Raw genomic sequence first — 13,532 nt, 5'->3', positions numbered from 1 at the left:
TTTGGCGGCGAAAATCGGAGACTTTTTGTGAATTTACATGAATATCAATCAAAGGCGTTGTTCCGCGATTACGGCATCGGTGTGCCCAAAGGACAACTCATTACCCAATTAAGTGAATTGGATGCGGCGTTGGACAGCGTGGGCGGCGATGCCTGGGTAGTCAAAGCGCAGATTCATGCCGGCGCGCGCGGCAAGGCGGGCGGTGTCAAACTGGTCAAGAGCCGTGCCGAGGCGCATGAGGTCTCAGCGGCGCTTTTGGGCAGTTCGTTGGCGACGATCCAGACGGCGGGTAAAAAGCTGCCGATTAACAGCCTGTTGATCGAAGAAACCCTGGCGATTGAAGAAGAGTTGTATCTGAGCCTGGTGGTGGATCGCGTCAGCCGTACCCATACCTTTATCATCTCCGCTGCCGGCGGCATGGATATTGAAGAGGTCGCCGAACACACGCCTGAAAAGATTCTGACGGTGCATATCGACCCGACGGTCGGCGTGATGCCGTACCAGTGCCGTGAAGTCGGCTTTGCGTTGGGCTTGACCGGCACGGCGTTCAAGCAGATCGGGCAGTTGATGCAGCAGTTCTATCAGCTGGCGTTGGACAAGGATGTCTCTCAGGTGGAGATCAATCCGTTGATCCGCACGGCCGATAACGCGTTGATCGCGCTGGATGCCAAGGTCAATATCGATGCCAACGCGCTGTATCGTCAGCCGGCGTTGGTGGAGATGCGCGACTATTCGCAGGAAGACGAGCGCGAAGCCAAAGCCTCGCAGCATCAGTTGAACTATATCGCGCTGGACGGTGACATCGGCTGTATGGTCAACGGCGCCGGTCTGGCGATGGCGACCATGGATTTGATCAAGTTGAACGGCGGCGAGCCGGCCAACTTCCTCGATGTAGGCGGCGGTGCCACGCCGGAGCGAGTGGCGGAGGCGTTCAAGCTGATTTTGTCCTCTTCCGAAGTGAAGTCGATTCTGGTGAATATTTTCGGCGGTATCGTGCGTTGCGACCTGATTGCCGACGGCATTATCCAGGCGGTGCAGGAAGTCGGTCTGACCATTCCGGTGGTGGTGCGTCTGGAAGGCACCAATGTCGAGTTGGGCAAGGAAAAACTGGCACAGAGCGGTTTGAGCATTATCACCGCAGACGGCCTGGCGGACGCGGCGAAACGCGTGGTGGAAGTGGCAAAAGCGGGAGCGGCAGCGTAATGAGTATTTTGATCAACAAAGACACGAAAGTAATCTGCCAGGGCTTTACCGGTAAGCAAGGGACTTTCCATTCGGAACAGGCGTTGGCCTACGGCACCAAAATGGTCGGCGGCGTGACGCCGGGCAAAGGCGGCCAGACGCATCTGGGCTTGCCGGTGTTCAACACGGTGCGCGAAGCGGTTCAGCAGACCGGTGCGGAAGCCTCGATGATTTATGTGCCACCGGCGTTTGCAGCGGATTCGATTATCGAAGCGATTGACGCCGGCATCAAGGTGATTACCTGTATCACCGAGGGGATTCCGGTGGCGGATATGCTGAAAGTGCGTGCCGTGCTGGAAAAATCCGATGCCTATCTGATCGGCCCGAACTGCCCGGGTTTGATTACCCCCGGTTTGAACGGTGAAGGCTGCAAAATCGGCATTATGCCGGGGCATATCCATCTGCCGGGCAAAGTGGGCGTGGTGTCGCGTTCCGGTACTTTGACCTATGAAGCGGTGCATCAGACCACACAAAACGGATTGGGGCAGTCGACCTGCGTGGGTATCGGCGGCGACCCGATTCAGGGCATGAACTTTATCGATTGCTTGCGTCTGTTCCAGGACGATCCGCAGACCGAAGGGATTATTATGGTCGGTGAGATCGGCGGTCAGGCCGAAGAAGACGCGGCGGCGTTTATCAAGGCGAATGTCACCAAGCCGGTGGTCGCATATATTGCCGGCGTGACGGCTCCGGCCGGCAAACGTATGGGGCACGCCGGTGCGATTGTCTCCGGCGGTAAGGGTACGGCGGAAGCCAAGTTCGCCGCGCTGGAAGAGGCGGGCGTCACTGTGGTGCGCTCGCCTGCCGATTTGGGTTCCGCCATGGCGAAGCTGCTGGCTTAAGTCGCTCAGAATCCTTTCCTACCCGGCCTGTTGAGTTTTTTAGCGAATGCTTCAGGCCGATCTTAAACGCAATAAACGGGTAAACACTATGTCTGAAAATGTCGTTGTGGTGATGGCGCAAATCAATCCGGTGGTAGGCGATATCAGCGGAAACGTGCAGTTGGTGATTGACGCTTCCAAGCAAGCCAGAACGCAACAGCAGGCGGATATCGTGGTATTTCCGGAGTTGACGCTGACGGGTTATCCGCCCGAGGATTTGCTGTTGCGCGAAGGGCTCTACCCGCAGATTAATGCGGCTTTGACGCGGATTTGCGAAAGCGTGCGGGATGTCGTCGTTGTAGTCGGTTATCCGATGATGGACGAGCTTGGCGAGCGTTTCAATATGGCGGCGTGGATCGAAAACGGCCAGATTCAGGCGAGTTATATCAAGCAGCATCTCCCCAATTACAGCGTGTTTGACGAGCAGCGCTATTTTGCACCGGGCAAGCAACCTTGCGTGGTGGAACATAAGGGCATCCGTTTTGGGGTGTTGATTTGCGAGGACATCTGGAAAGTGTCGCCGGCGGTGCAGGCCAAAGAGGCCGGAGCCGAGGTGATTCTGAACCTGAACGCTTCGCCGTTTTCGCAGGAGAAACATCAGGACCGTCTGGACGTCGTCAAGCACCGTGTTGATGAGGCCGGTTGCGCGGTGATTTATGTGAATCAGGTCGGCGGTCAGGATGAACTGGTGTTTGACGGCGGTTCTTTTGTGATGGACTGTCACGGACAGGTTCAGGTGCAGGCGCCGGAGTTTAGCGATGCCTTGACGCCGGTGGTGTTGCATAAAACGGCAGACGGCGTGACGGTTCAGGCCGGGCAGCAAGCTAACCTGTTTGAAGCCGAAGCGCGCGTTTATGAAGCCCTGAAAACCGGGTTGCGCGATTATGTGCAGAAAAACGGTTTTCCGGGGGTGATACTGGGGCTTTCCGGCGGGATTGACTCTGCGCTGACGCTGGCGATTGCCGCCGATGCATTGGGCGCGGACAAGGTCGAGGCGGTGATGATGCCGTTCCGTTATACCGCCGCCATCAGTCAGGAAGATGCGGCCGAGCAGGCAAAATGCATGGGCGTTAAATACAGCGTGATGCCGATCGAGCCGATGTATGCCGCCTTTGAAGCCGCGCTGGCGGCGGCGTTTGCCGGGAGGGAAGCCGATCTGACCGAAGAGAATCTGCAGGCGCGGATTCGCGGTACGCTGTTGATGGCGTTGTCCAACAAGACCGGCAAAATGGTGGTGGCGACCAGCAACAAAAGTGAAGTGGCCGTCGGCTACTCCACTCTGTACGGTGACATGGTCGGCGGCTTCTCGCCGTTGAAGGATGTGCCGAAAACGCTGGTGTACCGTCTGGCCAACTATCGCAATAGTTTGGGAGCGGTGATTCCGGAGCGTGTCATTACCCGTCCGCCGTCGGCGGAGTTGCGTCCCGATCAGGTGGATCAGGACTCTTTGCCGGAATACGATGTACTGGATGCGATTATCAAGGCGTATGTCAAAGACGACAAAACGCCGCAGCAGATCGCCGCGATGGGGATCGACGAGACAGAAGTGCGCCGGGTGATCCGCATGATCGACCGCAGCGAATACAAGCGTCGTCAGGCCGCGCCGGGCATCAAAATCACGCACCGCGCGTTCGGGCGTGACCGTCGTTATCCGATTACCAGTCGCTACAGCGAATAAGCGGGTTTGTGAAAATAGCGTCTGATAACAGTATCTGATAACAAAAAGGCCGGAAAAATTTCCGGCCTTTTTAATGGGTGCTGTTGAGAGATTGGCCTTGAATAAATAGCCAGTTGCCCTTAATCAAACATCGACTAATCAAACATCGAAGTCAGGCTGGTCCACCAGCTCTGCTCTTTCTGTTGGGTTGGCGCTTTGATTTTTGCCGCTTCTTCGGCACGTGCCTGTTCCCGTACTGCTTGCTCTTCTGCTTGGATTTGGCTGTTCAATTCCAACACCTTGAGGGTGTCGAGGTAGTTCTGTTCCATGCCCAAAGCACCATAGCTGTCTTTCATCAGCTTTAGTGCGTCCAGGTTGATGACGGCGCGCGGATAGTCTTCAATCAGTTTGCGGCAGCGGTTGGCCGCCGCCAGATAGGCTTTGCGGTCAAAGTAGAACTTGGCCACCTGCAACTCATGGCGCGCCATGCGGTTGCGGATAATGACCAGACGTTCTTTGGCGGCCGCAGCATAATCGGTTTCCGGGAAACGCTGAATCAGCGCCTCATAGAAGCCGAAAGCGCGTTGACTGGTGACCATGTCGCGCTGCGCCGGGTCGGTAATCCACTTGTCGAGCCAGCTTTTGGTAATGGAATCAGCCGCCACGGCACGCAGATAATAGGCGTAAGGCAAAGAAGGGTGCTTGGGATAGAGTTTGATGAACTCTTCGGTTTCGCGAATCGCCGACTCCGGTTCGTCGTAACGGTAATAGGCGTAAGCCAGTTCCAAGTAGGTCTGCTCGGCATATTTTCCGTAAGGGAAATAGGCTTTGAGTTTTTCGTAGTTTTCAATCGCCGTATCCCAGTTTTCCTCGGAAAAGGCTTCGGTGGCGGTGCTGTAGAATTCCTCTACCGTTCTTTCGGAGTCGGATTTGTTCAATAGGGACGAACAGCCATGCAGCGAAATAGTGGCTGCGAGTACAGCGGATAACAGCGATTTTTTCATGTGAGTTCGGTACAATAGGCATTTTTAATAAGACCAAAATTGTATCACAATTTATGGGTTGCACAGATTTTTAAGGGCGTTTAAAACGACGTTTAAGGGGCTCAATTGAGTACACAAACTTTACAGGCATTTATTCCTATCTCCAGCCTGGGGCAGCGTTTTGATGTGGTGGTTTCGGAGCTGTTTCCGCAATACTCGCGCAGCCGTATCCAGCAGTGGATCAAAGAGGGCAAAGTCACCGTCAACGGTCAGGCATGGACCAAGCCGCGCCAGAGTGTGCTGGGTGGCGAAAAGGTGGTGATGGAAGCCGAACTGAACGACGAGGTCGATCTGGTCGCCCAGGAGATTCCGCTGGATATCGTCTATGAAGACGAGGCGATTTTGGTGATTAACAAGCCCGCCGGTCTGGTGGTGCATCCGGGGGCGGGTAATCCCGACCAGACGTTGATGAACGCGCTGCTGTTCCATGATCCTAAGTTGCGCGAAGTGCCGCGTGCCGGGATTGTGCACCGTTTGGACAAGGAAACCTCCGGTTTGATGGTGGTCGCCAAAACCGTTCCGGCGCAGACCCATCTGGTGGATCAGTTGCAGCGTCATGCGGTGGAGCGTATCTATGATGCGGTGGTCGTCGGTCACGTGCTGGCCGGCGGTACGGTCGATAAACCCATCGGCCGCAGTATTCAGGATCGCAAGAAAATGGCGGTGCGTTTGCTCGGCGGCGGCAAGCCGGCGGTGAGTCACTACCGTGTGATGGAGCATTTCCGTGCGCACACGCGGATTCGCGTCAAATTGGAGACCGGGCGTACCCACCAGATTCGCGTGCATATGTCGTCTATCGGCTTTCCGCTGATTGGCGATCCGGTTTACGGCGAACGTTTGCGTATTCCGCGCGGCATGATGGACGGGTTTGTCGATGTTCTGCGCGAATTCAAACGTCAGGCATTGCATGCCGGGGCGCTTAGTCTGACCCATCCGCTAACCGGCAAGACCATGAAGTGGAAAGCCGATATGCCGGACGACATGCTGGCGCTGATTGACACCTTGCGTGATGATCTGGAAGCGTTTGAATCGCAGTTTGAATCCGACTACGACGAGTTTGATTACGATTACGGCGTGGAAGTCGAATGGGTCACGGATGACGATATTCCGGAATGATGCCAATTTGATCATACCTCAATGGAGCGCACCGACTAAGGTGCGTGCCTATTGCACCACTCGCCGCGCGCCGGAGGTTTGTAAAAACTCAACAGGCCGGGTGGCGAGCGAGTGTGGTGCTTCACAACCACCTTTCGATAGTTTTAATCTTGCCACCCATGTGGGCGATGATCCGGCTGCGGTGCAGGCTAACCGCGACTGCCTGCGCGATGCGTTGGGATTGCCGGGCGAGCCTTTTTGGCTGGAGCAGCAGCATACGGTGGACTGTGTTGACTTAAATGCGGCGGCGGCTTCGACATGGCAGGCGCCCGTTGCCGATGCGGCATGGACGCAGAGCTCCAATCAGGTGGCGGTGGTGATGACCGCCGACTGCATTCCGATTCTGGTGACCAACAAAACGGGCACTCTTGCGGCGGCGATCCACGCCGGCTGGCGCGGTTTGGCGGACGGCATTGTCACGCAGACGTTGCAGCGCTTGCCGGACGAGGCCGAAAACCTCTTGGTATGGATTGGCCCTTGTATCCGCCAGCCGCACTTTGAGGTGGGGCAGGATGTGTTTGACAGATTTGCGGGGCAGGCAGCGCACAATGCGCGGTTTTTTGAAGCGTTGCCGGCTGCGACCGGCAAATATCTGGCCGATCTACCCGGCCTGTTGAAATCCGAATTGACGCAATTGGGCGTGCAGCAGATCAGTGATAGCGGTCTGTGTTCCTATGCGGATAGCGCGCGTTTTTACTCCTACCGGCGTGACGGCCAAACCGGACGCATGGCGTCGCTGATTTGGCTGGAGTCATAAGTCTCATTATTTCGTGATGGATTCACATATCGATAATTTAAACCACGAAGAACACGAAGTTACGTTTGCCTCTAGGCACATTTAATTAAGTTAACTTTTTGATATAAAAGGTTTTAATTGCCATGAAAATAGGTGACAGCTCCGATAAACAGGATCAAGTTACAAAATCTTCATGGCCTTCGTGCTCTTCGTGGTTCAAGAAAAATACGCGTCAATGAAAATGTAAGCCAACCTTTTACTCTTTACCGGTTTTCAGATAACGGTCGGCGCGTTCCACATCTTCCAAGGTGCCGGAAATGACCACTTTGTCGAGTGCGCGGATGACCGTTTCCGAATCGGGATTCTCGCCGCGCACATGGCCGCGGGTAATGGCTTCCACATCCACTTTCATGTCGCTGAACGGAATTTCCTTAAGTGCTCTGCCGACGGCATAGGCCTTTTCATCAATCACCACGCTGTGAATGACGCCGCTGAGAGCGCCGTGTTCGTCAAGCATGCTGTCGTCCTGACCGGGATAGAATTTTTCCAGCAGTTTGTAGCGGTCCTGGCGGGCGGCGCGGGTTTCACGCAACACTTTGCTCGGCGGCTGACCGATCATCAGCAGCAGGTGGGACGACAACATAATGCTCGATTCAAAGGTGTCCGGCACGACTTCGGTGGCGCCGGCGGCGATGAGTTCGTTCAGATGGCTGTCGTCCAGCGTGCGCACCAGCACCGGGATGTCGGGATGATGCTGGCGGATGGCGGTGAGGATTTTCATCGACGCGTGGAAATCGCTGAAGGTGATGATAATCGCCTTGGCTTTTTCGATGCCGGCGGCATGCAGAATGCGCTCTTTGGCGGCATCGCCGTAATAGACGCGTTCGCCGGCATTGTGCGCCTCGGTGACGCGTTTGATGTCCATATCCAAGGCGACGAAATTCTCGTTGGCTTTATTGAGGAAGCGGCTGACCGTCTGGCCGACACGGCCGAAACCGCACAGAATGACGTGGTTGTTCAGATAGACGTTATCGGCGGCAATGGTGCTTTCAATATTGCTGAAACTTTGGTTATAGGTGCCGCTGTGCAGCCAGCGGGTGATTTTGCCGTTGTATTTGACCATCAGCGGCGCAACCGCCATGCTTAACACGGCCGCGGTGAGCAGCAGGTTGCCCTGTTCGTGCGGCAGCAGTTTGTAGGTAAAGGCCAGAGTCATCAACACCAGACCGAATTCACCCACCTGCGCCAGACTCAAGGAGGTGCGGCTGGCGACGCCGGGTTCTTTGTTGAAGAGGCGGGCAATGCCGTAAATAATCACGCCCTTGACGACGATAATGCCGATGGTCAGTGCCAGAATCGTCCAGAAGTGTTCGGTGAGGCGTTCCAGCGAAATGAGCATGCCCACGGTGACGAAGAACAGACCCAGCAGGATGTCCTGGAAGGGACGGATGTCGGATTCGATCTGGTGGCGGTATTCGGTTTCACCGAGCATCATGCCGGCGAGGAAGGCGCCGAGCGTCATCGAAAGCCCCATCTCTTCGGTGAGGGCGGCGGAACTCAGTGCCACCAACAGCACCGTGAGGGTAAACAGTTCGGCCGATTTGGCCGAGGCGACCTCGTGGAACAGCGGACGCAGCAGATAACGGCCGATGGCGTGCATAATCACCACGATCAGCATCCCTTTGATAAAGGCGTAGAGCAGTGACTCGGTCAGGCTGGTTTCGCCGCCGTCGGCGCTCATTGCCAGAGCGGGAATCAGAATCAATAGCGGAATCGCCATAATGTCCTGAAAAATGAGGATGCCGACTGCGGAGCGGCCGTGACGCGACTGGATCTCGCTCTGTTCGGTGAGCTGTTTGATGACGATGGCGGTGGAGGAGAGGGCAAAGGCGCTGGCCACGACGATATTGGTATTGGTGTCGAGTCCGGCGAGCCAGCCGATGCCGTAAAACGCCGCGCCGGTGCCAAGCACCTGCGCGCTGCCCAGGCCAAAGACCTGCTTGCGCATGGCGACCATTTGCGTTAGCGAGAACTCCAGACCGATTGAGAAAAGCAGAAAGACAATGCCCAGCTCGGCGAGATAGGCGATATTTTCTTCCTCTTCAATCCAGCCGAAGCCGTGCGGCCCGACGATGATGCCGACGATGATGTAGCTGAGGATGGGCGGGAATTGCAAGCGTCGGGAAATCGATACCGTGACCACGGCGATCGCCAGCAATAAAACAATATGAAGCAACAAGTGGTCTTGCACGTTGATCCTTAGTGAAAAAATGCGTTTTTACGCGGTTACTTTGGGTTTATAGGGTTTGGCAATCGGGTTGTATAAACCCTTGCCAAACTCGGCAGGCCGGGTAGGCCGGTCTGCGTCGATTAAATTACTGTATAGCATTTTGTTGTCCCAAAACAGGGGGTGTCAATGGTTTGCAAAACGCATCGAGAGGTCAATCGCGCGGATATGCTTGGTGATTGCCCCGCTGGAAATAAAATCCACGCCGGTTTTGGCCAGTTGCGGCAGTTGCTCGATTTCGACATTGCCGGAGACCTCCAGTTTGGCGCGGCCGTTGACCAGTTGCACGGCGTTGTGCATCATCTCCAGCGTAAAGTTGTCGAGCATGATGATGTCGGCGCCGGCTTGCAGCGCCTGCTGCACTTCGTCTAGGTTTTCGGTTTCCACTTCCACCGTGGTGTGGGGGTGGCGGCGTTTGGCCGTGCCGACCGCCTGCGCGATACCGCCGGCCGCCATAATATGGTTTTCTTTAATCAGAATCGCATCATACAGACCGATGCGGTGGTTTTTGCCGCCGCCGCAGGCGACCGCGTATTTTTGCGCCATGCGCAGGCCGGGCAGGGTTTTGCGCGTGTCGAGCAGTTGGGTGCGGCTGCCTTTGAGCTGCGCAACATAGCGGGCCGTGGTAGTCGCCGTGGCCGATAGGGTTTGCAAAAAATTCAAGGCGGTGCGTTCCGCCGTCAGAATGCTGCGCGCTGAACCCTGGATGACGCAAAGCAGCTGATTTTCGACGACGCTTTCGCCTTCTTTGATATGCCATTCGATGGCGATGTCTTCGTCGACCTGTTGAAAGACCTCGTCAAACCACGGGCGTCCGCAAATAACCGCCGCTTCGCGGCTGATAATCCGCGCGGTCGCCTGCGCATCGGCCGGAATCAAATCGGCGGTGAGGTCGCCATCGCCAATGTCTTCTTGCAAAGCGATAATGACGGTTTGTTCAAGATGTTCAAAATAGTCGATGTTTTGCATAGCGGCCATCCAAAACTAGAGAAATGACATAAAATCGGCGTAGTAACGCCACTAATTTGGGTATTATACCCAATGAACCGGCCTTATGGCGGGGTGATTAAGCGGAGTTTGAAGTGTTACAAGTGGATAGCCAGACCGGCTTGTGTTTACAGGCAACTTATATCCCAAGCCCCAATCAGGACGAACGCCCGGACGGCATGCAGCCCGAGCTGATTGTGGTGCACGGCATCAGCCTGCCGCCCAACCAGTTCGGCGGCGAGGCGATTACGCAGCTGTTTACCAATGCGCTTAACCCGCAGGACGATCCCTATTTTGCGACGATTTGCGGCTTGAAGGTGTCGGCTCACATGTTGATCCGCCGCGATGGCAGTTTGCTTCAGTATGTGCCGTTCCAGCAGCGCGCCTGGCACGCAGGTTTGTCGGCGTATCAGGGGCGGAACCGCTGCAATGATTTTTCGATTGGTATTGAACTGGAAGGTACGGACTGCGGCGCCTATTCCGCCACGCAATACCGCTTGCTGGCGGAGCTGATTAAGGCGTTATGGCGCGCTTATCCCTCTTTATCGCACGAAGCGGTGGTGGGACACAGCGATATTGCGCCCGGTCGCAAAACCGATCCGGGGCCTTATTTTCAGTGGCAGGCCTTGTGGCGTTTGCTCGAAAATCCGCAGCGCGCCTAGAGTTGAGAGCGCTATTTACGCAATCCAGCCGCCGCGTGACGAGTTGCCAGAAGACGGGTTGTCGGGTTTGGGCGAGAACTTCATGCAGGGTTCGCCGGAAGCTTCAAAAACCACGTCGCTCGGCAGGCGCCTGGTTTTAAAACCGAATGCCTTGCAGCCGCGTGGATTGTTGGCATCCCAGGTGACGTAAAAAAATCGGCATTTGAAGCAGTCGATAGAATTAGTTTTTTTCATAAACCAGTATAAAAATTAGTGAATTTACGGCAAAAAACCCTGTGCTATGATGCGCATCATTGATTGGTTGGCACTTTAGCCGCCTTTGCAAACTGGTGCAAACTTAAGGGTGGCCGGGATAATTTGCTTGAAAGCGTTGCAGCCCCTGTGCTAGCCTTGGATTCATCCCGTTTATTTTGCAATTCATTTTACTGTCATTTTGATTTAAAGGATATAAACCATGAGTAAAATCGGCCTATTCTATGGAACGGATACAGGTAATACCGAGCGTGTTGCGGACATGATCAAAGACAAGTTCGGTGCAGGTGCGGTGGATGTGTATGACATCGCAGCGGCCAAGGCAGCGGATTTTGCCAAGTACGACAAAATTATTCTAGGCCAGCCAACCTGGTACTACGGCGAGTTGCAAAGCAGCTGGGACGACTTCTGGGAAGAGTTCAAGGGTATCGATTTCAGCGGTAAAACCGTTGCCTGTTTCGGGCTGGGTGACCAGGCGGACTATTCGGAGTATTTCTTGGATGCCATGGGCATGATGCACGATGTGGCGGTGGAAAACGGCGCGACGCCTGCGGGCTATACGTCAACCGACGGTTTTGAATTCGACGAGTCGAAAGCGGTGACCGAAGACGGCGAATTCTTTGTCGGATTGGGAATCGACGAAGATCAGCAGCCTGAATTGACCGAAGGCCGCGTGTCTGACTGGGTTGAGCAGGTGCGTGAAGAGTTTGGAATGTAAGTTGGCATTCAACGACACAAAAAAACCGCTTTTAAGCGGTTTTTTTGTGTCTGCCAATCGGCTGGAAATGTTTGCAAAAATACCGGCAAAAAAACTCAACAGGCCGGGTATGCAATCCGCTATCAGCGCAGGCTGATGGCCGGCCATTTTTTACGTTGTGCGATCTTCAGCAAAGTTTCATCCGCATCGACCACAACGGGATTGTCGACCAGCTCCAGCAGCGGTTGGTCATTGTGCGAGTCGGAATAGAAAAAACTGCCTTCGAGAGTGAACTGTCTATCCTCCAGCCAGCTTTTCAGGCGCGTTACTTTCCCGCCCTGGAAGGAGGGCACGCCATCGACTTCACCGGTAAAACGTCCATCCAGCATTTCGGGGTCGGTGCCAATCAAGTTGGTAATGCCGTACATCTGACCGATAGGGCGGGTGACAAAACTGTTGGTGGCGGTGATGATCAACAGTTCGTCGCCTTTGTCGCGGTGCTCATCCACCAGAGCCTGCGCTTTTGGCAGATAGATCGGCTCGATCACCGTCTGCATGAACTCGTCGTGCCAGGCGATCAGCGTGTCCATGTCATATTGCGTCAGCGGTTTCAGTGAGAAATGCTGATATTCCATGATGTCCAGTGTGCCGGCCTTGTACATGGCGTAAAAACGCTCGTTTTCCGATTCGAAAAACTCGGCTTCCACCGCTCCCTTCTTAATCAGGAACTTGCCCCAAAGGTAGTCGCTGTCGCCGGCGATCAGAGTGTTGTCGAGGTCAAAAATTGCCAATGCCATTTTCGCAGAATCCCTTTAATCTCAATTTGGCGACAATCCTATCTGATTGAAGTGGCTATCACAAGGCTGGCGGTTAAATTCCATTTGAAAAAAACCAATGTGACCATTAATGAATTTAAGATTGAAAAAAGGCCGAAATTTGGGCAATAATACCGACAATTTGTATTAAAAGATTTAAGGTTTTGTGTGATAGATCAAGACGGGTACCGGCCGAATGTCGGTATTATCATCGTAAACAAGGAAGGCAAGCTATTCTGGGGTAAACGTATTCAACAAGACGCCTGGCAGTTTCCGCAAGGGGGGATTCGTGAAAACGAAACGCCCCAGCAGGCCGTTTTTCGTGAACTTAAGGAAGAGGTTGGCTTGGAGCCTTCGGATGTGCGGGTGTTGGGACGTACCAGGGATTGGTTGAGTTATGACTTGCCCAAGCATCTGATTCGCCATTACAGTCAGCCGGTTTGCGTCGGCCAAAAGCAGATCTGGTTTATGCTGGGTTTGGAGGGGGATATCAGCCGCATCAATCTGGCGCATCATGAGTCGCCGGAGTTTGAGGATTGGATGTGGGTCGATTACTGGCGCCCCGTGCAGGAAGTGGTCTGTTTCAAGCAGGCCGTCTATCATCAGGCACTCACCGAGCTGGAAGAGGTGTTACACAAGTTCTGGCTGCCGAAGTAGCTGTGCTTATATAGTGTATGCTTTCGACAAAGCCCCGCGAGGGGCTTTGTCGTTTGTACGGTAAGTTTTAAGCTTACCGGAGGTTAGGAACACTCATCGTTTGAGCTTGCTGGCTCCTGTTGATTGTCAAAAAACAAATCAGGACGAATGTGCTGAAGTAGTGAGGGATTCATGCCCTCCACATTCAACAGATCTTCCGGTTTCATGCATTTTTTCAATGCGCAATACACCGAAATCCTGTTTGCCATCGGCAAATCCACACCTTCAAGCGCCTTGGCAATGTCATCTGGCGTGGATAGGTTAACATTCACAGGAGACGCGTGGCTAAGCGCGCCTACAGACAGTAAGCTCAGAATCAGCAGAGCCGCTGAGCTTCGCATTTTGTAGACTCCTTGACGTAACGCTGAAAAGCGCATCTGGATGTCACTTTTCGGGGGTGAGGAAAAGCCTTTTATCAATGC

14 protein-coding genes are annotated in these 13,532 nt (G+C 54.4%); 8 read left to right on the top strand and 6 right to left on the bottom strand.

The features are described 5' to 3' along the window. Positions 1-27 precede the first annotated feature (27 nt). The 3 genes from sucC (at position 28) to HZ297_RS03395 (ending at position 3,801) form a co-directional block, all read left to right on the top strand. Positions 28-1,203 (top strand): ADP-forming succinate--CoA ligase subunit beta, encoded by a 1,176-nt coding sequence (sucC, locus tag HZ297_RS03405; protein WP_178861593.1) that lies wholly within the window; start codon positions 28-30, stop codon positions 1,201-1,203. After that, positions 1,203-2,084 (top strand): succinate--CoA ligase subunit alpha, encoded by an 882-nt coding sequence (sucD, locus tag HZ297_RS03400; protein ID WP_178861592.1) that lies wholly within the window; start codon positions 1,203-1,205, stop codon positions 2,082-2,084. Before sucC ends, sucD begins: the two co-directional genes overlap by 1 nt. 88 nt (positions 2,085-2,172) lie before the next feature. Then, a complete protein-coding gene (locus tag HZ297_RS03395) occupies positions 2,173-3,801 on the top strand; it encodes an NAD+ synthase (RefSeq protein ID WP_178861591.1) in 1,629 nt (542 codons plus the stop codon). A 134-nt stretch (positions 3,802-3,935) separates the two neighbouring features. On the opposite strand, the gene HZ297_RS03390 is transcribed toward HZ297_RS03395, so the two are convergent. Beyond that, the gene (locus HZ297_RS03390; protein WP_178861590.1) at positions 3,936-4,784 is read right to left on the bottom strand and encodes an outer membrane protein assembly factor BamD; all 849 of its coding nucleotides are present in this window, start codon (positions 4,782-4,784) and stop codon (positions 3,936-3,938) included. Between the two features lie 105 nt (positions 4,785-4,889). Between HZ297_RS03390 and rluD the strand changes: the two genes are divergently transcribed. Continuing rightward, positions 4,890-5,939, top strand: coding sequence for a 23S rRNA pseudouridine(1911/1915/1917) synthase RluD (rluD, locus tag HZ297_RS03385; RefSeq protein ID WP_178861589.1), 1,050 nt, complete (start codon positions 4,890-4,892; stop codon positions 5,937-5,939). A gap of 40 nt (positions 5,940-5,979) precedes the next feature. Continuing rightward, positions 5,980-6,735, top strand: coding sequence for a peptidoglycan editing factor PgeF (gene pgeF / locus HZ297_RS03380; protein WP_178861588.1), 756 nt, complete (start codon positions 5,980-5,982; stop codon positions 6,733-6,735). A gap of 235 nt (positions 6,736-6,970) precedes the next feature. Here pgeF and HZ297_RS03375 read toward each other — a convergent pair whose 3' ends face one another. Together HZ297_RS03375 and nadC are read right to left on the bottom strand one after the other, a co-directional pair. Then, positions 6,971-8,965, bottom strand: coding sequence for a monovalent cation:proton antiporter-2 (CPA2) family protein (locus HZ297_RS03375; RefSeq protein ID WP_178861587.1), 1,995 nt, complete (start codon positions 8,963-8,965; stop codon positions 6,971-6,973). A gap of 162 nt (positions 8,966-9,127) precedes the next feature. Beyond that, complete coding sequence (gene nadC, locus HZ297_RS03370) at positions 9,128-9,970, bottom strand: carboxylating nicotinate-nucleotide diphosphorylase (protein ID WP_178861586.1); 843 nt, start codon at positions 9,968-9,970, stop codon at positions 9,128-9,130. Between the two features lie 113 nt (positions 9,971-10,083). Between nadC and ampD the strand changes: the two genes are divergently transcribed. Beyond that, positions 10,084-10,650, top strand: coding sequence for a 1,6-anhydro-N-acetylmuramyl-L-alanine amidase AmpD (ampD, locus tag HZ297_RS03365; RefSeq protein ID WP_178861585.1), 567 nt, complete (start codon positions 10,084-10,086; stop codon positions 10,648-10,650). Between the two features lie 15 nt (positions 10,651-10,665). Here the strand turns inward: ampD and HZ297_RS03360 are convergent, their stop codons facing one another. Next, positions 10,666-10,884: a uracil-DNA glycosylase gene (locus tag HZ297_RS03360; RefSeq protein ID WP_178861584.1), complete on the bottom strand. Its 219-nt coding sequence runs from the start codon at positions 10,882-10,884 to the stop codon at positions 10,666-10,668. Between the two features lie 220 nt (positions 10,885-11,104). Between HZ297_RS03360 and HZ297_RS03355 the strand changes: the two genes are divergently transcribed. Further along, positions 11,105-11,620, top strand: a complete 516-nt coding sequence (locus HZ297_RS03355) for a flavodoxin (RefSeq protein WP_178861583.1) — start codon at positions 11,105-11,107, stop codon at positions 11,618-11,620. A 122-nt stretch (positions 11,621-11,742) separates the two neighbouring features. Here the strand turns inward: HZ297_RS03355 and HZ297_RS03350 are convergent, their stop codons facing one another. After that, on the bottom strand, positions 11,743-12,396 hold the full coding sequence (locus tag HZ297_RS03350; protein ID WP_178861582.1) for a histidinol-phosphatase: 654 nt from the start codon (positions 12,394-12,396) through the stop codon (positions 11,743-11,745). Positions 12,397-12,582: 186 nt separating this feature from the next. On the opposite strand from HZ297_RS03350, the gene HZ297_RS03345 reads away from it, so the two are divergent. Then, positions 12,583-13,071: an RNA pyrophosphohydrolase gene (locus HZ297_RS03345; RefSeq protein WP_178861581.1), complete on the top strand. Its 489-nt coding sequence runs from the start codon at positions 12,583-12,585 to the stop codon at positions 13,069-13,071. A gap of 83 nt (positions 13,072-13,154) precedes the next feature. On the opposite strand, the gene HZ297_RS03340 is transcribed toward HZ297_RS03345, so the two are convergent. Beyond that, a complete protein-coding gene (locus HZ297_RS03340) occupies positions 13,155-13,451 on the bottom strand; it encodes a ComEA family DNA-binding protein (protein ID WP_178861580.1) in 297 nt (98 codons plus the stop codon). Between the last annotated feature and the right edge of the window lie 81 nt (positions 13,452-13,532).

It is taken from the genome of Thiomicrorhabdus cannonii, assembly GCF_013391695.1.
Lineage (GTDB): Bacteria > Pseudomonadota > Gammaproteobacteria > Thiomicrospirales > Thiomicrospiraceae > Thiomicrorhabdus > Thiomicrorhabdus cannonii.
This window is presented reverse-complemented; position numbering and strand designations above follow the sequence as displayed.